This is a genomic window from Paenibacillus apiarius (assembly GCF_017052585.1).
Lineage (GTDB): Bacteria > Bacillota > Bacilli > Paenibacillales > Paenibacillaceae > Paenibacillus_B > Paenibacillus_B apiarius.
This window is the reverse complement of record NZ_JAFFHZ010000001.1, coordinates 916,557-938,561: the sequence shown is the minus strand read 5'-3', so window position 1 is coordinate 938,561 and position 22,005 is coordinate 916,557. Positions and strand designations below refer to the sequence as shown.

20 protein-coding genes are annotated in these 22,005 nt (G+C 51.8%); 17 read left to right on the top strand and 3 right to left on the bottom strand.

What is annotated here, in order from left to right; genetic code table 11:
- The first annotated feature begins 809 nt into the window (after nt 1-809).
- The gene (pheS, locus tag JSQ80_RS04290) at nt 810-1,844 is read left to right on the top strand and encodes a phenylalanine--tRNA ligase subunit alpha (RefSeq protein WP_206094472.1); all 1,035 of its coding nucleotides are present in this window, start codon (nt 810-812) and stop codon (nt 1,842-1,844) included.
- Nucleotides 1,845-1,910: 66 nt separating this feature from the next.
- Nucleotides 1,911-4,355, top strand: a complete 2,445-nt coding sequence (gene pheT / locus JSQ80_RS04285) for a phenylalanine--tRNA ligase subunit beta (RefSeq protein ID WP_206094471.1) — start codon at nt 1,911-1,913, stop codon at nt 4,353-4,355.
- A gap of 240 nt (nt 4,356-4,595) precedes the next feature.
- Here pheT and JSQ80_RS04280 read toward each other — a convergent pair whose 3' ends face one another.
- Complete coding sequence (locus JSQ80_RS04280; RefSeq protein WP_206094470.1) at nt 4,596-5,897, bottom strand: helix-turn-helix domain-containing protein; 1,302 nt, start codon at nt 5,895-5,897, stop codon at nt 4,596-4,598.
- Between the two features lie 342 nt (nt 5,898-6,239).
- On the opposite strand from JSQ80_RS04280, the gene zapA reads away from it, so the two are divergent.
- Together zapA and JSQ80_RS04270 are read left to right on the top strand one after the other, a co-directional pair.
- Complete coding sequence (gene zapA / locus JSQ80_RS04275; protein ID WP_206094469.1) at nt 6,240-9,095, top strand: cell division protein ZapA; 2,856 nt, start codon at nt 6,240-6,242, stop codon at nt 9,093-9,095.
- 20 nt (nt 9,096-9,115) lie between these two features.
- On the top strand, nt 9,116-9,733 hold the full coding sequence (locus JSQ80_RS04270) for a CvpA family protein (protein WP_206094468.1): 618 nt from the start codon (nt 9,116-9,118) through the stop codon (nt 9,731-9,733).
- A 94-nt stretch (nt 9,734-9,827) separates the two neighbouring features.
- On the opposite strand, the gene JSQ80_RS04265 is transcribed toward JSQ80_RS04270, so the two are convergent.
- Together JSQ80_RS04265 and JSQ80_RS04260 are read right to left on the bottom strand one after the other, a co-directional pair.
- Entirely contained in the window at nt 9,828-10,205 is a 378-nt protein-coding gene (locus JSQ80_RS04265; RefSeq protein WP_206094467.1) for a cupredoxin domain-containing protein, read from the bottom strand.
- A gap of 136 nt (nt 10,206-10,341) precedes the next feature.
- Nucleotides 10,342-10,698 (bottom strand): phage holin family protein, encoded by a 357-nt coding sequence (locus tag JSQ80_RS04260; RefSeq protein ID WP_087433415.1) that lies wholly within the window; start codon nt 10,696-10,698, stop codon nt 10,342-10,344.
- 151 nt (nt 10,699-10,849) lie between these two features.
- Between JSQ80_RS04260 and JSQ80_RS04255 the strand changes: the two genes are divergently transcribed.
- From JSQ80_RS04255 to JSQ80_RS04195, 13 genes are all read left to right on the top strand, one after another.
- Nucleotides 10,850-13,207 (top strand): endonuclease MutS2, encoded by a 2,358-nt coding sequence (locus JSQ80_RS04255; protein ID WP_206094466.1) that lies wholly within the window; start codon nt 10,850-10,852, stop codon nt 13,205-13,207.
- Between the two features lie 27 nt (nt 13,208-13,234).
- On the top strand, nt 13,235-13,654 hold the full coding sequence (locus JSQ80_RS04250) for a DUF350 domain-containing protein (protein WP_087433417.1): 420 nt from the start codon (nt 13,235-13,237) through the stop codon (nt 13,652-13,654).
- A 326-nt stretch (nt 13,655-13,980) separates the two neighbouring features.
- Nucleotides 13,981-14,523 carry a hypothetical protein gene (locus JSQ80_RS04245; RefSeq protein WP_206094465.1) on the top strand — a complete coding sequence of 181 codons (543 nt, stop codon included), beginning with the start codon at nt 13,981-13,983 and terminating at the stop codon, nt 14,521-14,523.
- 79 nt (nt 14,524-14,602) lie between these two features.
- The gene (locus tag JSQ80_RS04240) at nt 14,603-15,850 is read left to right on the top strand and encodes an MFS transporter (RefSeq protein ID WP_206094464.1); all 1,248 of its coding nucleotides are present in this window, start codon (nt 14,603-14,605) and stop codon (nt 15,848-15,850) included.
- 198 nt (nt 15,851-16,048) lie between these two features.
- Nucleotides 16,049-16,312 carry a hypothetical protein gene (locus JSQ80_RS04235; protein ID WP_206094463.1) on the top strand — a complete coding sequence of 88 codons (264 nt, stop codon included), beginning with the start codon at nt 16,049-16,051 and terminating at the stop codon, nt 16,310-16,312.
- A 34-nt stretch (nt 16,313-16,346) separates the two neighbouring features.
- A complete protein-coding gene (locus tag JSQ80_RS04230; protein ID WP_087433421.1) occupies nt 16,347-16,736 on the top strand; it encodes a spore coat protein in 390 nt (129 codons plus the stop codon).
- A 279-nt stretch (nt 16,737-17,015) separates the two neighbouring features.
- The gene (locus JSQ80_RS04225; protein WP_087433422.1) at nt 17,016-17,516 is read left to right on the top strand and encodes an Lrp/AsnC family transcriptional regulator; all 501 of its coding nucleotides are present in this window, start codon (nt 17,016-17,018) and stop codon (nt 17,514-17,516) included.
- Nucleotides 17,517-17,529: 13 nt separating this feature from the next.
- Complete coding sequence (locus tag JSQ80_RS04220) at nt 17,530-18,738, top strand: aminotransferase class I/II-fold pyridoxal phosphate-dependent enzyme (RefSeq protein ID WP_206094462.1); 1,209 nt, start codon at nt 17,530-17,532, stop codon at nt 18,736-18,738.
- 149 nt (nt 18,739-18,887) lie between these two features.
- Entirely contained in the window at nt 18,888-19,148 is a 261-nt protein-coding gene (locus tag JSQ80_RS04215; RefSeq protein WP_206094461.1) for an aspartyl-phosphate phosphatase Spo0E family protein, read from the top strand.
- 97 nt (nt 19,149-19,245) lie between these two features.
- Nucleotides 19,246-19,797 carry a hypothetical protein gene (locus tag JSQ80_RS04210; protein ID WP_206097468.1) on the top strand — a complete coding sequence of 184 codons (552 nt, stop codon included), beginning with the start codon at nt 19,246-19,248 and terminating at the stop codon, nt 19,795-19,797.
- A 42-nt stretch (nt 19,798-19,839) separates the two neighbouring features.
- A complete protein-coding gene (locus JSQ80_RS04205) occupies nt 19,840-20,406 on the top strand; it encodes a bifunctional adenosylcobinamide kinase/adenosylcobinamide-phosphate guanylyltransferase (protein ID WP_206094460.1) in 567 nt (188 codons plus the stop codon).
- A gap of 30 nt (nt 20,407-20,436) precedes the next feature.
- Nucleotides 20,437-21,021, top strand: coding sequence for a cob(I)yrinic acid a,c-diamide adenosyltransferase (locus JSQ80_RS04200; RefSeq protein ID WP_206094459.1), 585 nt, complete (start codon nt 20,437-20,439; stop codon nt 21,019-21,021).
- Nucleotides 21,014-21,994, top strand: coding sequence for an RluA family pseudouridine synthase (locus tag JSQ80_RS04195; RefSeq protein ID WP_206094458.1), 981 nt, complete (start codon nt 21,014-21,016; stop codon nt 21,992-21,994). The genes JSQ80_RS04200 and JSQ80_RS04195 overlap by 8 nt, the downstream gene beginning before the upstream one ends.
- Nucleotides 21,995-22,005: the final 11 nt, after the last annotated feature.

Sequence of the window (22,005 nt, the reverse complement as noted above, 5' to 3'; positions counted from 1 at the left end):
GGATCGTTGGTTTATTTTTCCTGGATGTAGTATATCACAAATATTAAATGATGTGTAATATATAATCGTTTATTTTTATATAATACGTCATAATAAAAATTAAGGTGTTCTATTCCCTGCGGGCTCACGTCCACCACTTTGTTTCGTTCTCCCTTTCCGTCAGGGGCTGCATGCCCAAGGGGCATCTCGGTTAACGGACATCTAATTGCAGCTTCATTCCAAATCTTTTCTGCACAACTCATTATCGTTGCGGTTTATTCTGACTGTATGGGAGAATGGGCATAAGCACTGTTTACAGCGGGTGTGTGGCGACGTTAAAGTGCGCTTTTATCTTTTCCGCGCGGTTCAAGAACAACATTGGGTCGGATTAGGCTTGCAAATCGTCCACAGGTTGACTATAATACTTGAAATGTAACGCATTGTTTATAGTCAACACATGCATCATATCGACATTGACTATAGTCAACATTTGTATCCATGCAATGCCGAGATGGAGACGAGTACGCAGCACCGCTTACCAGGGAGGAGACGCCGAGGATTGAGAGCGTTTCTTGAGGACGGACTGCCGAAATTCACTCCGGAGCAGGGCCTTGAACGGCAGGCAGCCCGCCTGAGCCAGTAGAGGTGCCCGGTGACGACCCGTTATCGTCGTAGCAAGTGAGACAGCACGTTGCGCCTCGGCGCTGCAGGAGAGCAGATCTACGCCAGAGCCGCGTGATGTCTAATAAGGGTGGTACCACGGCCTTCTCGTCCCTTGAGACAGAGAAGGCCTTTTTATTTTGAATGGAAACTATAGGGAGGTTGACACCATGAAGGAGCGTTTACAGGCGCTGCGCGCCGAAGCGCTGGAGAAGCTGCAGCAAGTGAAGGATGCGAACAATCTGAACGATCTGCGCGTCAAATTTCTTGGTAAAAAAGGGGCGCTTACGGAGATTTTGCGCGGCATGGGCGCTTTGAGCGCGGAAGAGCGTCCGTTGATCGGCCAAGTGGCGAACGAGGTCCGCGGCGCCATCGAGGAGTTTATCGAACAGAAGCAGGAAGCGTTCCAACGCGAAGAGACGGAGCGCCGTCTGCAGGAAGAGACGATTGACGTCACGCTGCCAGGCCGGACAATGGCGCAAGGCGCAATCCATCCGCTGAACAAAGTGGTGGAGCAAATCGAAGACATCTTTGTGGGCATGGGTTACACCGTGGCGGAAGGCCCGGAAGTGGAGCAAGATTATTATAATTTTGAGGCGCTCAATCTGCCGAAGGATCATCCGGCGCGCGACATGCAGGATTCCTTCTATATTACGGAAGATATTTTGATGCGCACGCAGACGTCTCCGGTGCAGATTCGCACGATGGAAGCGATGAAGGGCGACGTGCCGGTCAAAATCATTTGCCCGGGCCGCGTCTACCGCCGCGATGATGATGATGCGACGCATTCGTTCATGTTCCATCAAATTGAAGGACTTGTCATCGACAAGAACATCCGCATGAGTGATTTGAAAGGAACGCTGCTGCAATTCGCGCGTGAAATGTTCGGTCCGCATATGCAGATCCGCCTGCGCCCGAGCTTCTTTCCGTTCACCGAGCCAAGCGTGGAAGTCGACGTTACCTGCATGAAGTGCGGCGGCAGCGGCTGCCGCATCTGCAAGCATACCGGCTGGATTGAAATTCTCGGAGCGGGCATGGTTCATCCACGCGTGCTTGAGATGGGCGGCTACGATCCGGAAGTATACTCCGGCTTCGCCTTCGGCATGGGGGTGGAGCGGATTGCGATGCTGAAATACGGCGTTGACGATATCCGCCACTTCTATACGAACGATATGAAATTCCTCCAACAATTTGCTCGTATGTAACCTAAATATAGGTTCAAAAAAATGGTTTTTTTGAACAACCTCTGAAGGGAAAGGAAGAGAACGGTCATGAACGTATCCTACCAATGGCTATCGCAATATATCGATTTGACCGGCGTATCCGCGGAAGAGCTTGCCGAGAAGATGACGCGCGCCGGAATTGAAATTGATGTGGTGGAGAACAGAAATAAAGGGCTTGACAACATCGTGGTCGGTTATGTGGTATCCCGGGAGAAGCATCCCGATGCCGACAAATTGAATGTATGCAAGGTGGACACCGGAAGCGGCGAACAACTGCAAATCGTCTGCGGAGCAAAGAACGTCGATGCGGGACAGAAAGTGCCTGTTGCGCAAATCGGCGCGGTCATGCCCGGCGGCATGAAGATTAAGCGCGCGAAGCTGCGCGGCGTGGAATCCCAAGGGATGATCTGCTCGGCCAAAGAGCTGGCCATGAATGATAAGCTGCTGCCGAAAGAAATGCAGGAAGGCATTCTCGTGCTTCCTGAAGATACGGAGATTGGCACGCCGATTGCCGATGTTCTCGGCTTGAACGATCACGTGCTTGAGCTGGACTTGACGCCGAACCGCTCGGATTGCTTGAGCATGATCGGTGCTGCTTATGAAGTCGGCGCGCTGCTGGGCCGTCCGGTGCGTCTGCCGGAAGAAACGGTCACCGAATCAACTGAGCAAGCAAGCGAAGCCATTAGCGTTCGCATCAGCGCTCCTGACGCATGCAAGCGGTATGCGGCGCGTTACATTGCAAACGTCAGCATTAAGCCGTCGCCGCTCTGGCTGCAGAATCGGCTGCTTGCGGCGGGCGTGCGCCCGATTAACAACATCGTTGACATTACGAATTTCGTCATGCTCGAATACGGGCAGCCGCTCCATGCTTTTGATGCGGACAAATTAAGCGGCAACGGCGCGATCGATGTGCGTTATGCGGCCGAAGGCGAGACGCTCGTTACGTTGGACGGGCAAGAGCGCAAGCTTGAGCCGCATATGCTGTTGATTACGGACGGCATCAAGCCGATCGGGCTCGCCGGTGTCATGGGCGGCGAGAATTCCGAGGTGAGTGGCGACACCGTTAATATTTTGCTGGAGTCGGCTCATTTTGCGGGCAGCGTTGTGCGCAAAACATCGCGCCAAATGGGACTCCGCTCGGAAGCGTCCCTCCGTTTCGAGAAGGAAGTGAACCCGGAAGCGGTCATTCCGGCGCTCAATCGCGCGGCAGAGCTGATGCGCCAGTTGGCAGGCGGCACCATCGCCGCAGGCATTGTCGAGGAGACGGCACAGCCGCATGAACGCAGAACGGTAATGCTGACGTTGGACAAAACGAACCGCATGCTCGGCACGGCGCTGACGTCGGCAGACGTGACGTCCATTCTGCAGCGTTTAGGGCTGGAAGCCGCCGAACCCGAAGCCGGCGTCTTTCATGTAGAGGTTCCATCCCGCCGCGGCGACATTACGCGCGCCGTCGATCTGATCGAAGAGGTGGCCCGCATCTATGGATATGACAACATTCCGACGACGGCCATTGAAGGTCCGACGACACCGGGACATCTGAACAAAGGACAGATGATCCGCCGTGCGATCCGCAGGGTGTTGACGGATAACGGCCTGCACGAAGCGGTAACGTATTCGTTCACGCATCCGGCTGAAACCGAGCTTTTCCCGACGTTCCTCGACGGGGCTGTTCCGGTCCGCTTGGCGATGCCGATGAGCGAAGAGCGGAGCGTGCTGCGCACAAGCTTGCTGCCTAGCTTGCTGGATGTGGCGGCATATAATCGCAACCGCAAAAATGACGATGTAAAGACGTTCGAGCTTGGACGCTTGTACTTGACGGCGCAGGAAACATTGACGTCCTTGGTGAAGGAAGAGCTGGCGCTTGGCCTTCTCATGACCGGCAAGCGCAGCGATTCACAATGGAATGTCAGCTCCGACGCGGTTGACTTCTATGATGTGAAGGGCGTTGTGGATGCTCTTGCTTCGTATTTGGGGCTGGAGGGCCGCATCCGATACGAGGCGAATCGTCCACAGGGGCTGCATCCGGGGCGTTCGGCTTCCCTGTATTTGATGGGTGCGGAAGGCGAGCAATATATCGGCATCATTGGACAAGTGCATCCTGAAATTCAACGTCAGAAGGATCTTGGCGAAACGTACGTGGCGGAGCTGCGGTTGCAGCCGCTGATGGATGCGGCAGATTTCAGCATTGCATATAAAGCGCTCCCTCGGTTCCCGGCAGTCGATCGCGACATTGCCGTCGTGGTCGACCGCAACGTGGAAGTGGGCCGATTGGTCGATACGGCTAAGGAAGCGGCTGGTGAATGGCTGGAATCCGTAGGGGTATTCGATATCTATACAGGCGATCGCATCGCAGCGGATAAGAAGAGCGTCGCGATTTCCCTCGTATACCGCCATGCGGAGCATACCTTTACCGATGAGGAAATTACAACTATTCACGGGCGTGTCATTGCAGCGCTTGAAACAGCCTATAACGCAGAATTGCGCAAATAAAGGTGTATCATGCGGTAACATTAGATCTGCATCAAAAAATGGTGGAGCAGGAAGAGTCCTGTTCCACCATTTTTTTGAAGTGCATTGTCACATGCAGTTTATTTTGCGGCTGCCTGTCCGGGAGCGGTGAACCTTACCAAGGGTTAATGACACCGCCGCCACCAGTGAACATGGTTGCCGCCGGAGCAACGATCAGAGACAGAAACAGGACAACAGCAGTCAATTTAGCTTTTACGTTTTTCATATCATCTCTCCTATCTTTTGTTTGCTGCTATTCAGCTCGTAAAACATGGACTTGATTCTATGTAAATACTTCATGTTGTTAATTGGGTCACAATTCTCATAGAGCCGATCAAACAATAATTCAATGCATTCATAGGCGTTTGTATGCCTGTCGACACTAACGAACATGGTAATGCTTTTCAGCAAGCAATCGACAGATTGCTCATGCATTGCGATCAGTTTATAATATTCGCTTTTATTTTTGTAGTATAAAGCAAGCTCTGCAATCAGACTCGGGTGATTGGAACGCTCGGCTTCAATAAGCTGCTCTTCCCGCTGAAATAGCTTTTCGATAGCGTCCAAGTTGTTCTGCTGCAAATATAAATCAAAAAGATCATAAATAATGTTGACTTTATGCGCAGACTTTTCCAAACATTGTTCCATTTGATGAATGGCTAACTCAACATTTCCTTTTTTGCCGTTTAGCTTGGCTGTCATGAAATCTGCGTTTTCTTGCACAAATGGAAATTGGAACGTGCAGTATTGCCGCAAATAATGTTCCGCCATATCGTAATTGTCCAAGAAATAATAGGAAAAGGAAATGAAGGAGAGGGCATGCGCTTTGGTGACACTGTCCGTTGTATCCAATATTAAAACTTGCTTGCAAAAATCGATTGATTCTTGGTGTTTGTTTAATTGATAAGCATGGGCGCCTATTTTATAGTAAAAGGAAATTTGTTCTTCAGATGAAAGAAATTGCACATAATGAGCAATGTTTTTTCCTGTATGATAGGTTGAATGCAACAACTCCAAGTTATCCCGTTCGATCAGATACTCTTGCAGCAAGGCTTTGGCGAAGTAGTCCTGAATGCCGTGCGTGCGTGAATATTTGATGATGAGCTTGTACAGGGAAAGCCTGACCGATTCAGCATCTTCAATCGAGCCTGCAAATCTATACAATTGTCCCACTAATTCAGTGCTGTCTTTTTTTTCGTCGCGCAAAAATTGAGCGGCAATCTTATAGCACAATGAGGGAGCGCTGTAAATGGACTCCTTCAAAATGGACATGAGCACATCAGCTCTCTGCTCGACGGAGAGATATAATTCCACGATATTCGGATATGCGGTGTCGAGGACACTCGCAAGGGCATGCATCGTTTTAAATTCCGGGCGCTTTGTTTCACCGTTCTCGATTTTGGAGATGATGCCTTTGCCGACTCCTGTCATTTCTTCTAACTGGACTAACGTTAAGTTGGCCTCTTGTCTGCGTGTTCGGATGAAGTCTCCAATAGTCGTAAATTGAAGCGACTCGGCCCTCATATCATCACCTCTTCAAAACCTGTAGGTTATTCTTATAACAACAGTACCAAATAATGCCTTATAAGTAAATATCATTTGGTCAATTCGTGTCGGATGAAGGTTCGACGGAATTCTGCATTGGATTCCGCATCGGTTTTACCTGTTGTTTCCTCCCGAGAGGAATAAGACGGACCCCATTTCTTTTTCGGCCCGTCATATATGAAATGAAACCTGACTTTCCGCTTTGCGTAGCAGGAAATGAGGCTAAGGACATCGAACTTATAAAGGGAAGATTTCGTTGCCTCATTTGCAAAGTCATATTTGCAGTTCGTTGGCGACGCAACGGTAAGGAGGACGTATAGAATGACCACTCCAGATAACAAACATCGGGTTACGGTTGAAATATATGGAACGCAATATAAATTGGTAGGTACGACAAGCAAAGAATATATGCGAAATATCGCTGCCGTGGTGGACGAGCATATGCGGGTCATCTCGGATGCGAACTCGCGTCTGGATACGCCGCGCATCGCCGTGCTTGCGGCCGTGCACATTGCGGAAGAAGTGCAGAAGATTAAGGACGACCATGAGCGCATAAGCGCATCGCTGATAGAGCAGGAGCATGCCGGCAAGGCATTGGCGCGCGAATTCGAACAGCTGAAGTCCGAATCCTCGCAAGCGCTAGAGAAGCTGCACAAGGAATCGGGCGCCGAGATTGACAAGCTCCAAGCAGAGCTGGCCAAGGAGAAGGAGCAGGTAGAGAAGCAGACTGCTTCGCTTCGTGCGGAAGCGGCGAAGCTGAAGGAAGCGAACCGCCAGCTGTCTGATGAGAAGCGCGCTGCGAACGAGCGTCTGCAGAAGCTGACGGAACAGACGAAGGAAGCGGACCGCCGCATTCAATCGATGACGGCCCGGGAGAATGAGTCGAAGCGCAAGCTCCAAGAGCTGGAAGCGAAGCTGAAGACGGCCGCTGAGGACAAGCAGCAGGCTGCCAAGGCGCACGAAGCGGCGCTGCAGCAGAAGCTCGCCCAGCAGGAGCGGCAATGGCAGTCAAAGCTGGATGCCGAGAAGAAGCGGACAGAAGAGACGGCTGCAGTCTGGGAAGAGCAACTGGCGGAGCAGACGGCTGCTTGGGAAGGGCAGTTGGCTGCGCAAGCGGCTGAATGGGAGAAGCGGTTGACCGAGCTGAAGGCGAGTTTGGCTCAAGAGCACGGCGCTCAGACAGAAAGGTTAAAGTCGGACCATGCGCAGCGCGTCAAGCAGCTTGCTGAACAGCAAGCCGCGCAAGTTGAGCAATTGAAACAGGAGCGAACGAGCGAGGTTCAAGCGCTAGAAGCAAAATATACCGCAGAGATAAATCAGATTCAAACGAAGCATGAAGAGCAGATTCAACAATTGAAGTCGTCTCATGGCAATCAATTGCTGAAGTCGAATCAGCGCCACTCAGGCCAGATGAAGGAATTGGCCGAACGTCATGCGAAGGAGCTGGAAGAGGCGGCAGCCGCTCATCAGGAGAAGCAGGCAGAGGCGCTGTCTGCGCTGCAGCAACAATTCGATCAGAAGGAGGCGGAGCTTCGCACTGAATTGGAACGGACAGAGGCGAAGCGCCGTACTGAACTGGAGCAGGCAAAAGCAGCGCATCGGACCGAAATGGAACAAATCGATGCGAAGCATAAAAACGAGCTGAAGCAAGTAAATACGAAGCATCAAGATGTTTTGTCTCAATTGAACGCGAAGCACCAACAGGATCTCGAACTGCAGAGCTCGAAGCAGCAGGACGCTCTGGAGGAAGCGCAGTCCCGCCACCAAAGCGAGCTGGAACAATTGAAAGCAGCCCTTGGCAATGAACTCGAGCAGATGGAGACCGCGCATCAGAAAGAGCTGGAGCAAGTGCGGGCCCAGCATGCGGAGGATGTGGAAACGTTCACGGCCCTGCATGAGGAGGCGGCAGTCGAACATGAACAAGCGATGGCCGCGCTGGAGCTTTCGTTGCGCGCGGAAGCGGAGGAACAACTGAAGAAGGCGTCTCATCGCCTCCATCAGGTCGAAGGGCAATTAAGCCGTGCGGAAGAGCTCGATCGCGCGCGTTTGGTGGAGATGGAACGGCTCATTCGGGTGCGGGACGACGCACACGCGGAAGTGGCGGAACTGCAGGAGCAGCTGAAAGAAGCGGAACAGCTGGCGGCTGCCGAGCGCGAAGAACTCCTTGCTCAGCACGAGGCGCAGCTTGAGGAACGTCTTCAGGCGGAAAAAGAGTCATGGAAGCGGGAAGCCGAGAAGGAACGCATCAGTCTGCAAGAACAGTTCAAGCAGGAGCGCAGCCTCCTGCAGGAGCAGTTCGAACAAGAACGAAATGCTTGGTTGGCGAAGGAAGAGAAGGGACAGGCAGCCTTCAACGATATCGCCGCCGAGCTGGAAGCAAAGTGCCGTCAGATGGAGGCGGAGAAGCTGAACTGGCAGTCTGCGGCAGAAACGCTGCAAAGCGCGCAGTCTGAAGCGGCGGCAGCAGTGGAGACGGCTCAGAAAGAAGCGGTGGAGGCAGCGGAGCGCTGCGCCCAACTGCAAGAGGAGCAAGAGTTGTACGAGGCTGAGCTTGAACAATATGAAGCTTACAAGAAGCAGATGAAGGAGCGGGAGCAAGCTTGGGAAGCGGAGCTTGAAAGTGTGCGGGCGCGCGAGCAACAATGGCGGGAACAGCTCGCCGAGCAGCAGCATAACGAACAGGAATGGACCGGGCAGAAAGAGCAGTGGGAAGCTCGGGAAGCGAACTGGCAGGAGCTGGAGAAGAAGTGGCAGGCTCGGGAAGAACAGTGGCTTGAGCATTTCGAACAATGGAAAGAGGAAGAACGGAAATGGAAGCAAGCGGAATCCAATTGGAACGCGCGGGAACAGGAATGGGCAGAGCAAGAGAAGGATTGGTCGCTTGCGTTCAAATCTTGGAATGATGAACGAGAGGAATTGAAGCAGCAGTTGAAGGACGTCATAGCCGAATTGGGGCAAGCCAAGGAACAGGCTGCCGTGAACGAGGATATGGCGGCCATTCAGGAACAATTCGAAGTATTGTCCCATCAGTTCCGGTTGTCGCAAGTAGAGCGGGACATGGAGCGCAAGCAAGCTCAAGAAACGGAAGAAGCCTACACCAAGCTCAAAGACGAGTATTCGAAGCTGCAATCGGAGTTCAACGAATGGTTGGAATTGATTGAGCAGGATGTCCGTTAAATCGCAATAAAGGATGAATTATGTTACAAGAAATCACAATGTTTTTTGACAACCTATGGAATGGACTCGCAGAGGGGGTAATGGCTTGGAATGGGCTCGATTATATCATTGCCATAGCTGCAGTGATATGCATCGCGTGGGGAGCGAAGCGGGGACTGAAAGCACAAGCCCTCTCGTTGTTCGGCTATATCGTAGCCTTTGTCGTCGCATCGCGCTTCTATGATTACTTCATCCCATGGGTAAGGAAGAGGCTGTTTGCAACAGGCAAGCAAGCGGCAAGCCCGCACCCGCCCGCAGACGGTGCGGGTTCAATGTCATCTGAGCTGATGGATACGGTGCATGCGGTCATTGCCTTTGCGCTGCTGTTCTTTTTTGTCCTTGCCGGCTTATGGCTAGTCCGCTTTGCATTGAGCAAATTCACCGCGTCCGGGCCAATCCGGACCGTAGACCGGCTTACCGGCGCAGTGCTCGGACTTATTCAGTTCGTATTTTTGTGGTGTATCCTGTATGTGCTGCTTCGGGCATGGCCTGCAGGCTATATACGTACCTGGGTGGAGCAGTCAGTCTGGGTGGATAAGACGGGGCAGTGGATCCCGGATGTTATGGTTGAAGCGGTAAAATGGGCGCAATGGCTTTGAAAAAGCCGCCGTTTCCAATAAAGGATACGGCGGCCTCGTGTATGCGGCCAGGCTTAGCCGTGGGGAAGCCGTTCATGGGGAGCTGGTTGCAATGTTATTCGACGATCAGTACAGCCTTCATATCACGGTGGCCCGGGCCGCACATAATCGTGCATTGGAATTCGTAGGTGCCGGGCTTCTCTGGAGTTATTACTTGTTCCTTGGTATTGGGATCGAGAGAGAGACCCAGCTCTTTGACGGCTAACCCGTGATTTCCGGAGGAATCCAAAACGATGCGGACAGGTTCGCCTGCTTTAATTCGATATTCCGGTTGGTCAAACTTATAATTGGTCGCTTGTATGACAAGCTCTGTATCTGCGGAGGCAGAAGCGCTTGCTGGCGAATTCTGTTCTTTATTTCCTCCGCAAGCGACCAGCAAGACGATCATAATAATGAAAAATGATGATAACGTCCAAAGGCTGCTTCGTTTCATGCTCATCCTCCTTTTCCATAACAGTGTAGCTGATTCACTCCTTTTTTGCCATTCTTTGTCGGGCAAAAATACAGAATTGGAGTGATTCGGCATATCGTCTGGAAAGGACTGATGGCGTGAAGCGGCAGCCTTCGGATTATTTCGCTTCGCGTCCGGCTTCGAACGGAGAGGCGATTGGGATGAACAAGTCAATCAACCCGATGACCAAGGCAGCCAAAATCGCTCCGAGGATGGTGACCGATACGCCGGCTACAAAGAATTGGGCGACGTAAATGACGAGGGCGCTGACTAAAAAGCCAACGATACCCCGACCGAACGGCGTAACTTTTTTTCCAAAAATGCCTTCGACAATCCAGCCGAACAAGGCAATGATCAAGGCGAGGATTAAGGCACTCCAGAAGCCGCCTACGGCAAACATTGGCACAATCCAGCCCGTGACCATCAACACAATGGCTGCCACAATAAATCGAACGACATGACCGAGAAAACTCATGGACTTTCCTCCTTACTTGTTTGAAGGGTATAGGTTTGTGCAACAATTATTGTAACCTTATCCGCGATAAACATAAGTGGCATGTTCAGACATGAATAGCCTTCAATTAGGTCTTTCGATATAATTACAGCGAGAGGAGTCGTGACTAGAATTGGATTCGAAAATTTTAAACACGATGGATTACCATAAAATACTGCAGTCATTAGCGCAGCACGCGGCGACCCCGCTGGGAGAACAGTCTGCGCTGGCATTGCAGCCGAGCACACATTTAGATGAAGTGAAGCGCCGTTTGCAGGCGACAGATGAAGCGATGACGGTAGAGCGCCTTAAGGGCGGAGCGCCGTTTTCCGGGGTGAAGGATATTCGCGGCTCCATCAAGCGCGCGCGCATCAATGCCATGCTCAGCGCAAGCGAGCTGTGGGATATTTCGTTGCTGCTCTTGTCAGGCAGACGTGTCGCCCGGCATATAGCAAGCGTTCATGAAGACAATCCGGTGCCGCTCATCCATGAATTGGCGCAATCCATCAGCGACCAGAAGGCGCTGGAGGAAGATATTCGCCATTGTATCGACGAGCAGGGCGACGTATTGGATCAAGCCAGCACGGAATTGGCGACCGTACGCCGTGAGCTGCGCATCGGGGAAACGCGCATTCGTGAAAAGCTGGAATCCATGATTCGTTCGCAGAGCGGACAAAAAATGCTCCAGGATCAGTTAGTTACGATTCGCAATGATCGGTACGTCATTCCGGTGAAGCAGGAATATCGCGGACATTACGGTGGTATCGTGCATGATCAATCGAGCTCGGGCGCCACGCTCTTCATTGAACCGGAAGCGATCGTGGCAATGAACAACAAGCTGCGCGAGACGAAGCTGAGAGAAGAGCGCGAAATTGAGCGCATTTTGTCGCGTTTGACCGAGGAAGTCGGTCTTCTCGCCGATGTGCTGCTGTACGATACGGATTGCGTGGAGCAATTGGATTTCATTTTTGCCAAAGCCAGATTAGCCCATCAGATGAAGGCATCGATTCCGCGCATGAACGACCGTGGCTTTATCAAGCTGAAGAAAGGCCGTCATCCGTTGATCCCGGCAGAACAAGTCGTGCCGATTGATGTGGAGCTCGGCAATTCCTACACCTCCATCATCGTCACGGGTCCAAATACCGGCGGCAAGACGGTATCCCTGAAGACGATGGGGCTGCTGAGCCTTATGGCGATGTCAGGTCTGTTCATTCCGGCGGAGGAAGGCAGTCAGATGTGCGTATTCGATGCGATATACGCCGATATCGGAGACGAGCAGAGCATCGAGCAGAACTTGAGCACGTTCTCCAGCCACTTAACGAATATTATTCGAATATTGGGCCATATGACGCCGAAGAGCTTGGTATTGCTTGATGAACTGGGTGCAGGAACAGATCCTGCGGAAGGGTCGGCATTAGCAATCGCCATTCTGGAGCATATCCATAAGCTCGGCTGCCGCATGGTGGCCACGACCCATTATAGCGAGCTGAAGGCGTATGCGTACGAACGCAAAGGCATCATTAACGCCAGCATGGAGTTCGATGTTCAGACATTGAGTCCAACCTATCGTTTGTTGATTGGCGTGCCTGGACGAAGCAATGCATTTGCCATTGCCGAACGGCTCGGGTTGTCGAAGTCCATTATCGAGCATGCTCGCGGCGAAGTGACGGAAGAGGATCTGCGGGTAGAGACGATGATCGCTTCATTGGAAGAGAATCGTCTGGGAGCGGAAGCGGAACGCGAGGCTGCGGAGCGGTTGCGGCGCGAGACGGAGGCGCTGCGTCAAGCATTGGCTGAAGAACGCGAGAAGTTGGAAGCGGATCGCGACAAGCGGGTAGCGCGCGCGGAAGAAGAAGCGCGGGCCATCGTTGCGAAAGCCCGCCGCGAAGCGGAAGAGATCATTTCGGAATTGAGGCAGCTGGCTCTGGAAGGGGCTCAGGTAAAGGATCATCGTTTGACGGAAGCCCGCAGAAAGCTTGATGAAGCGTCGCCGGCCAGCAAGATTGCCGCGAAGACGAAGAAGAGCGTGAAGGCAGCCCGGAAAATCGAAGCCGGCGACGAAGTAATGGTATACAGCTTGAATCAAAAAGGCACCGTCGTTGAACTGGCAGGACAGGAAGCCGTTGTTCAGCTCGGCATTTTGAAGATGAAGGTTCGCCTCGATGATTTGGAGCTGCTGTCCTCGTCCAAGTCGGAAGCGAAGCAGGTGCAATCCGGCATGAACGTGAAGCGCACACGTGGAGAAAATGTCCGGTCCGAGCTTGATTTGCGGGGGGCCAACCTGGAAGAGGCGATGATGGAAGTGGATCGTTTCTTGGATGAGGCGCTGCTTGGCAACTTGGGTCAGGTATACATTATCCATGGCAAAGGAACGGGAATCCTTCGCACCGGCATTCAAGAATTTTTACGCAGGCATAAGCATGTAAAGAGCTTCCGTCTCGGCAATTATGGCGAAGGCGGCACGGGAGTAACCGTGGCGGAGTTGAAGTAATCATTCTTGAACGTGGGGAGGACAACAGTGGAACATCTAATTGAACAATGGCTTAGCAATCCGTACGTATCGATGATAGCGTATTTTTCGGTGGCGCTGCTCGCTCTGGTGCTGTTGTTATCCGTATTTGAATTGGTAACGCGTTATAAGTGCTGGGACGAGATTCGCAAAGGAAATATTAGCGTTGCCCTGGCGACATCGGGGAAAATATTTGGGATATGCAATATTTTTCGCTTCGGGATTGAAGCGCGGGACTCGTTATACGCTTCGTTGACATGGGCGATAATTGGTTATGTACTATTGCTTGTGGCTTACTTTTTGTTCGGCTTTTTGATGCCGTATTTTAATTTGGACAATGAGATACAGAAAGACAATCGGGCGGTGGGTCTCCTGGCGATGATTATCTCGGTATCGTTGTCCTACATTATTGGTTCGAGCATCAAGTAGTGTGATTGGATTATACCGCGGAGGTCATTCATGAAGTACTTATGGGGAACGCTGTTTGCTTTAGCCGCGCTATTTGTCATTATCGGAATTGTGTATTGGGTAAATATTTAGGCTTAAAATGAAATCGGGTTTAAAAAGTGGAATTTTTAGCACCGAGAAGGTTGCAAGAAGCCGAAGAAGGAGGAGCGGAGTGTAGGCAAGACTACACGAGCACCGGACTTCGAGGGTGAATGCAAGATTCGATGCCGCTTTTGCTTTCAGATACGCATCGTGATCAAAATGACACTTTTTAAACTACCTATAAAGGAAAGGTTTGATGATGGACAATGAGCAGCACGACAATCTGTCCTTGGTGCGATACGGAAATTGTATGGGACGAGGTATTGGGGCCGGAAGAGGAATGCCCGCACTGCCATAATGAATTGAATGCTTATCGGAGTTTGAACGTCATGATCGAACACGATGAAGATGACGCGAAGGATGCGCGCAACGAACAAGCATCCGATGCGGATACAGATGAGCCGGAAGAGAAAGGCTGGTCCAACTTTGGCTGGGATGACGATTCCGTTCTATTTAGCGAACCGGATGCGCTGCGCTACCAAGAAGGCGTAGACAAGGTGCTGCATGAGCAGCCAGAAGTTCCTGAATGCCCGCAGTGCCGGGAATACATGATGCTTATCGGCAAAGAAACGCTCCCTTCTGCCCAGTTCGCGCCCCACATCCCTGAGACTATCAAGCAGCCGCTGCTTACAGCGCCGTTTCAATTGGATGTATATGTATGCACGTCCTGCTTTCAAGTATCGAAGGTGCTGGCAGAGACATATCGTGAACCATTAATGGAAAATGTACGCAATACGAAATCAGAATAAATAAGACGCGCGCTTTGGGGTAACTTAAAAGCTGTAACGAAATGGGTGCAAGCCCACGGAAGCGGGGAGGTTTACCTTCGTGAAGGCGCGTCTGGACGGCCAATCCATCTTGTTGTTGGTCGTATACGGTCTATTCTCGTTGGCGAACGCCCTGTCAGGGACGTTTGTCAACGTTTTTCTTTGGAAAGCGAAGTCGGATTATTCACTCATCGGCTGGTTTGCGTTCAGCCAGCAAATTGCAATCGGGCTCATGTTCTATTTCGCCGGCAAATGGGTTAAAGAAGGCAACAAAATGAACTGCCTGCGCCTTGGCATCGGGCTTGCCGGCATCTTTTACGCCGTGGTTTTGTGGATCGATAAGGAGGCTGTTCATTACATATGGCCGCTCGGCTTAACGCTGGGTGCCGCTTCCGGGGCCTTCTGGCTGGCCTTCAATGTCGTATATTTTGAAGTGACGGATGCGGCCAACCGCGATTTGTTCAATGGCTGGGTCGGATTTATCGGATCGGGCTGCGGGATGGCAGCGCCTTGGGCTTCGGGCTTTCTCATCTCCACGCTTGGCGATAGCCGCGGCTATCCGATCATATTTACCATCTCCTTTGTTGTCTTTATCGGAGCGGTCATTATTAGCTTCTGGCTTCACAAACGTCCGCCGGAAGGCCATTATTGCTGGGCGCTTCCGTTCACTTGGGTACGTCCTCTGCACAGTCCTTGGCGCACCGCTCTGCCGGCTTTGGCGTCACAAGGAATACGCGATGGCGTGTTCGCTTTTCTCGTCGGGCTGATCGTGTATATTGCCACTGCCAATGAACTGAAGCTCGGCAATTACACACTTATTACCTCTGCGGTTGCGCTGGCCAGCTTCTATGTGGCAGGGCGTTTCTTTGAAGTATCTTACCGTGCCAAAGGGATATTGCTCGGCGCGGTAGCGATGGCGCTCGCGGTTACCCCATTATATTTTCAGATCAAATATGGGACGCTGCTTATGTTCGGTATTATAACTTCCCTCTTCTCGCCGCTGTTCACTATACCGATGACATCATCCACATTCGATATTATGGCGGTCGATAAGGAGTCGGTCAGCCAGCGCGTCGAGCTCACTGTACTGCGGGAATTTGGTTTGATCATCGGGCGGATGGCGGGCATCGCGGCCTTTATCGCTCTGGTTCAATGGCGAACGAACAATACGGCGATTATCGTATTTCTCACGGTTATCGGCGCAGCGCCTGTGTTAAGCGCATGGTTCATGCAGCCGTTAGTGAAGCGCCCGCATGCGAGCAGACACCCGGACGGTCTGGAAAAGCATCGAAAGAAACCGGGAAGCTAAGAAGCAAAGATGAAGCGGGAGCTAGACGAGCAGCCGTAAACCAGCTGCCAATCATGAGGCAGCTGGAATTCACGGCATCAAGCGATTCAGCTTACCAGACAATTTGTTTTCGTTGTTTGCATTACATATTTTCCTATTGCTGGGTCCATAATACACATAGTACGCGAACATACAAGAGATGGAAGGAGATCATGCCAAATGCAATATGGACAACAAAATCATCTGACCATGAAACCGCTGACCGCCAAAGAATTAGAGTATATAGCCGATTCGATCTCGAATGAAGATCTGCTGATCAAGCAATGCGCGGCAACCGCCGCCAGCTCGGCGAATACGACGGTTCAGCAAGCGCTGACGCATATGGTGTCCACTCATCAGCAGCATATGAATATTCTTGTGCAGACACTGCAGCAGCACGCTCAGCTGGCGCCGACCCAACCGCAGCAATCTCAATCGCAATAACATAGTCAAATAAGAGCAGGAGGCAATGTTGACGATGAACAATACACGAAACAGCGGGTTCATGGCTGAGGAAGATTTGTTATATACGATATTGGCCGATTTGAAACGCACGTCGCGCGAATATGCGACAGGCGTTACGGAGGCGGCGTGCCCGACGGTCCGGCAAATGTTTACCGATTTGACGAACAGCACGCTCAAGATGCAGGGAGAATTGTTCACTCTAATGGAGCAGAACAATATGTATTCCGTGGCTTCGCCGGCGCTGCGTCAGGAAGTAAATAAGCAGCTGCAGCAAAATCAACAAACGCAGATGAAAACGAACCAGTTCGTACAGCAGAAGCTGAGCGGCCAGCAGCATAATTACAATAACAACAACTATACACAAGGGAACTATCAAGGCAGCCATTCCCCTAATTACATGTAATCATTCGCTCCGGCCGATAGCGCCGTCTTTCCATTGTGGAAGGACGGCTATTTTCATATTAGCCGGCGGCCAGGAGCAGATCCGGATAGACCTGGGAATACGGCATAGGTGGTTCTTGGCAGGAAGTTGTAATAAGGTGTATCATAATAGGCATACCAACTGAAAACGGCCTTATAGAGGTAGTTCAAAAAGCCCCTTTCGGATCACGAAGCATCCCAGGGTGGAGCAGTGCCCCTTTGAACACTTGCTATTTATCCAGGCCGGGGGAGGATTCGTCATATGAAGGATTTGAGCGAATTAAACATTAATATACTGAAGCTGCTGAAAGAGGACGCCCGTCGTTCTCCTGGCTTAATCGCGACGATGCTTGGTGTGGAGGAAGAAGAAGTCAGAGCGGCCATCACCGAAATGGAAGACGATCACGTCATCGTTAAATATGCGACAGTCCTGAATTGGAGCAAGGTGAACGACGAGAAAGTGACGGCGCTGATTGAGGTTCAGATTACGCCTGAGCGCGGCCGCGGCTTCGAAGGCATTGCGGAGCGCATCTACTTGTTCCCGCAGGTGAAATCCGTCTACCTTATGTCCGGCGCGTATGATTTGCTCGTGGAAGTCGAAGGGAAGAACTTGCGTGAAGTCGCATCGTTCGTATCTGACAAGCTGTCTCCGATTGAATCGGTGCTTTCGACGAAGACGCATTTTATATTGAAGAAATATAAGCAAGAAGGCATTATTTATGAAGACCGCGAGGACGATCATCGCCTCGTAGTATCCCCGTGAAAGGTGATGTGTCATGATTAAGGAAGAGGATAAGCAAGCGACGATGCGCTCCATGGGAAATTATATCAATCCGTTGGTCAGAGACATCCCACCTTCAGGCATTCGCAAATTCTTCGACATGGCGAATGCGAGCAAAGACATTATTACGCTTGGCGTCGGAGAGCCGGATTTCTGCACGCCATGGCATGTGCGGGAGGCATGCGTATACTCATTGGAACGGGGACGCACCAAATATACATCCAACGCGGGGATGCCTGAGCTGCGCGAGGCGATTGCCGAATATTTGCACGATTCGTTCCAGATCACGTACAATCCGGCGGACGAGATTCTCGTTACGGTCGGCGGCTCGGAGGCGATTGATTTAGCGTTGCGGACGCTCGTGTCGCCAGGCGATGAAATAATGATTCCAGAGCCTTGCTATATTTCATATTCTCCGATCGTATCGATTGGCGGCGGTGTGGCGGTCGGAATTGAAACATCTGCCGAGAACCAGTTCAAATTGACGGCTGAAGCGCTCAAAGCAAAATTAACGCCGAAATCCAAAGTGCTCATCCTGTGCTATCCGAGCAATCCGACCGGGGGCATTATGACTTACGAGGATTGGCTTCCGATTGCAAAAGTGGTGGAGGAGCATGATTTAATCGTTATTTCCGATGAAATCTATGCGGAACTGACTTATGATCAGAAGCACGTAAGCTTTGCATCGGTTCCGGGCATGAAGGATCGAACTATTGTGGTGAGCGGCTTCTCCAAGGCGTTTGCGATGACGGGCTGGCGCATGGGTTATGCGTGCGGACATAAAGAAATTATTGCAGCGATGTTGAAAATTCACCAATATACGGTCATGTGTGCGCCGATTATGGGGCAGGTGGCTGCGTTGGAAGCGTTGAAGAACGGCCATGAAGAGAAAGCCCAAATGGTGGAGTCATACAATCAACGCCGCCGTTTGGTCGTCAAGGGCTTCCGGGAGATCGGACTTGACTGCCATGAGCCGCAGGGGGCATTCTATGCTTTTCCATCCATTCAATCGACGGGACTGACTTCGGAGCAATTTGCCCATCGGCTGTTATTCGAAGCAAAGGTTGCGGCAGTGCCCGGCGACGTGTTCGGCTTGGGCGGGGAAGGCTTCATCCGTTGTTCTTACGCTACGTCTGTCGCGCAGCTGAATGAGGCGCTCGACCGCATGGGACGCTTCCTCGACAAGATGAAGCAAGAAATGTGAAAAAAATTCAAATTCAACTAAAATGAACTAGTTTTTGTACCCTTCCTCTGGTATAATATAACATGTCTCGCTAGGTTGTCCCATCATATGGAACAGATGGACAACTATAGGGACTTCGAGTATCCAGCTGCGAAGGGAGGAAAGGTCACTTGTTTTGTTCGAACTACACCTTGACGGCGTATTCACGTAGTTTATTGAGAGAAGATGGATCTCATCCGAAATGGTCGGGCAAAACAAGAAACGTTTCGTCCAAGCTACTTGCGCTAGAAAATGAAATTCTTGTTCTTCGCAAGCAAATGGAGCAGATGTTTCAAGAAGAACAGTCGTTTACGGCTGAGAATGTCATCGAAATCAGCAGTATGCTGGACTTGAAAATTAACGAATATATGAAGTCGCATGTCAAGAAATGACTGCGTGAACGAAGACCCTGCGGGGTCTTCTTTTTTTGCTTGCAGCGTTTATGATATAGTGAATGAAGAGACATATGAGGAGAGAGGGGATTGCTTGATGCGCAAATGGGGATTCGTGGGGGCTCTGCTGGCGATGCTTATCCTTATAAGCGGCTGCGGCGGACCGAAAGCGGATATAACCGTATTCATGATGCCGAAGTCAACAGTGCCATCCGAAATGACGCAAGCGTTAAAAGAAGAATTGAGCAAGCAATTTGAAGGAAAGTTTACGGTGGATGCCGTTGCATCGCCGATGTACAATTTGCAAAAACTGATTGTCGAATATGCTGCAGGCGACAACGGCATCGTTATGTTGCCGGAGGATGACGTCAAGACGATGGCGATGCAGGGCGGACATGTCGTATTGGACAACTATTTCGACAAGGAAAAATATGCGGCTGGTGTTATGGACGGAGTCGTATACGAGAAAGCGGAAAAAGGATATAACGAATATAAAGGAAAGCATCTGTATGCTCTGCCTGCAGACCAGATGCCGCTTCTGAAGAAGATTGGCATTCAGGAGCCAGGGCTGTTCGTTACGATACCGGCCCGAACCCCGAATGAAGAGCTCTCGGTTGAGGTGCTGAAAGCGTTGGCAGAGGAACAGTAATTACAGAAACAGGACGGATGACAGGTGATGGAGGGAAACAACATGATAATAGGGGTGACAGGAGGCGCCGGCAGCGGCAAAACGCCGTTTGCCCTCAAGTATGCGGCAACCTTCGGACGCGAAGGGCTATATGTCGTTACACACGCTACGCCGCTGCCGGATGCCATGCCCGCACCCCCACATTTCACATGGCAGACCATTCACACCGGGTACTCCTTGCCGGCTGTGCTCCATCGCATCAATGAGGAATCGAATCTGTATCGTGCCGAGCGGAGAGTTCTGGTCATTGATAGCTTGACGTCGTATTTATGCGCGGCGCATCAACGCTTTATGCAAGAGCATGCCGGCAGCATCTCCGATGGCGATTATATGGAAATGATAACGGCGGCGCGCGAGGAACTGCAGCATGCGTTGTTGTCGTTCCAAGGGAAGGTGTTCGTTATTACGGACGAACCTCCCGGATACACGGCATTTACCGATAGGAAAGAACGATGCTATATTACGCAGCATGCCGCATTGAATCTGGAACTGGCTCGGAGGAGCCATCAATGGTTTCGCTTGACCGCCGGCATTCCGGAGGAGCTAAGCGCAACTCGATTCCGCGGATAATAGATTGGAAAAGATGGGAGGGCCTTAGTTGTGAATATATATACTCGGACGGGTGATGCAGGCATGACTTCGCTCATCGGAGGTCGGGTCGCCAAAGATCATCTGCGGGTGGATGCATATGGCGAGCTGGATGAATTGAACGCGTTCGTCGGCTGGGCTGCGGCCTGTTGCCGGGAAGACGGCTATAATGAATTGCGGGAGCAGCTAGTCGAAATCCAACACGAGCTGTTCGATTGCGGTTCGGATGTCGCGTATGCGGAGACGAAGCAAGACAGCGTCACCTACAAAATTCACGCAGCACAGGCGGAGCGGCTTGAAGCTTGGATCGATGCGCATGAAGACTCGACTCCGGCTATACGCAAATTTATTTTACCGGGAGGAAGCGACGTCGCTTCGGCGCTTCACGTCTGCCGCACTGTATGCCGGCGGGCGGAACGCCGCTTGGTCGCCTTGTCACGGCAAGAGACGGTGCATGCAGAAGTGATGAAATACGTTAATCGGCTATCGGATTATTTCTTTGCCGCGGCACGCCGCGCCAATGCAATTGCCGTGGTGCAAGACCAGGAATATGTGCGCAGCGCCGAAGTGTTTCGACGTCAAGAACGACATGACTGAATCGAAATTGGATATCGCCGCGGAGCTCACTTATGTTGTGCCGGAGGAAGAGGCCGGCATTCAACTGCGGACGGTTCTCCGTTCGCGGCTGAACCTGTCGCGGCGATTGCTGACCCGCTTGAAGACAGTGGAACGTGCGATAACGGTGAACGGCATGGAGCGGTACAACGATAGGCCGCTTACCGTGCGGGACCGTTTGAACGGCGGAGATGTCGTACACGTCCGAATTGCGGAGGAGACCGTTGATTATATTGAGCCGGAGCCGATTCCCGTAGATGTTGTATATGAAGATGACGATATCCTCGTCGTCAATAAACCGGCGGGACTCGTCGTCCATCCGACGAAAGGCTATCCCAACGGAACGCTGGCCAACGGCGTTGTCCATTATTGGAGGGTTAAGGGAGAGCAGACGCGCTTCCGCCCCGCGAACCGGCTGGATCAAGAGACGTCGGGCTTGCTTATCGTAGCCAAGCATGGACATGCGCATCATCAGCTGTCTGATCAGATGCGGAACAATGAAGTCTGGAAGCAGTACGAAGCGTTCGTATATGGCGTGCCGGTTCCACGCGAAGGAACGGTTCATGCCCCGATTGACCGGGACAAGGAGCAGCCGCATCTTCGCGTCGTGACTCCGGATGGATACGATTCGATTACGCATTACGGTGTGATCGAAACATACGATGGCGAGGCGGCACGAGTATCCTGCCGCTTGGAGACGGGCAGAACCCATCAAATCCGCGTGCATATGCAGCATCTAGGATGTCCGCTGCTGGGAGACAAGTTCTATGCAACGAACGAGCTGGCGCGAACGCCATTCCTTCAGGCTGCGGTTGCGCCGCTAACCCGGCACGCTCTTCATGCGTCCGAGCTGCGGTTCTTGCATCCAATGACGGGGGTGCCCCTGCAGTTTACAGCTAAGCTGCCGCCCGAACTGCAGCAGCTAAGAGAACGGTTGCGTCAAGGGCTTGTATGATAAAGGCTTCG

Bases quoted from the DNA above. Each gene is read 5' to 3' on its own strand.
- pheS (WP_206094472.1), top strand. From the start codon at position 810: ATGAAGGAGCGTTTACAGGCGCTGCGCGCCGAAGCGCTGGAGAAGCTG.
- pheT (WP_206094471.1), top strand. From the start codon at position 1,911: ATGAACGTATCCTACCAATGGCTATCGCAATATATCGATTTGACCGGC.
- JSQ80_RS04280 (WP_206094470.1), bottom strand. From the start codon at position 5,897: ATGAGGGCCGAGTCGCTTCAATTTACGACTATTGGAGACTTCATCCGA.
- zapA (WP_206094469.1), top strand. From the start codon at position 6,240: ATGACCACTCCAGATAACAAACATCGGGTTACGGTTGAAATATATGGA.
- JSQ80_RS04270 (WP_206094468.1), top strand. From the start codon at position 9,116: ATGTTACAAGAAATCACAATGTTTTTTGACAACCTATGGAATGGACTC.
- JSQ80_RS04265 (WP_206094467.1), bottom strand. From the start codon at position 10,205: ATGAAACGAAGCAGCCTTTGGACGTTATCATCATTTTTCATTATTATG.
- JSQ80_RS04260 (WP_087433415.1), bottom strand. From the start codon at position 10,698: ATGAGTTTTCTCGGTCATGTCGTTCGATTTATTGTGGCAGCCATTGTG.
- JSQ80_RS04245 (WP_206094465.1), top strand. From the start codon at position 13,981: ATGAGCAGCACGACAATCTGTCCTTGGTGCGATACGGAAATTGTATGG.
- JSQ80_RS04235 (WP_206094463.1), top strand. From the start codon at position 16,049: ATGCAATATGGACAACAAAATCATCTGACCATGAAACCGCTGACCGCC.
- JSQ80_RS04230 (WP_087433421.1), top strand. From the start codon at position 16,347: ATGAACAATACACGAAACAGCGGGTTCATGGCTGAGGAAGATTTGTTA.
- JSQ80_RS04225 (WP_087433422.1), top strand. From the start codon at position 17,016: ATGAAGGATTTGAGCGAATTAAACATTAATATACTGAAGCTGCTGAAA.
- JSQ80_RS04220 (WP_206094462.1), top strand. From the start codon at position 17,530: ATGATTAAGGAAGAGGATAAGCAAGCGACGATGCGCTCCATGGGAAAT.
- JSQ80_RS04210 (WP_206097468.1), top strand. From the start codon at position 19,246: ATGCGCAAATGGGGATTCGTGGGGGCTCTGCTGGCGATGCTTATCCTT.
- JSQ80_RS04205 (WP_206094460.1), top strand. From the start codon at position 19,840: ATGATAATAGGGGTGACAGGAGGCGCCGGCAGCGGCAAAACGCCGTTT.
- JSQ80_RS04195 (WP_206094458.1), top strand. From the start codon at position 21,014: ATGACTGAATCGAAATTGGATATCGCCGCGGAGCTCACTTATGTTGTG.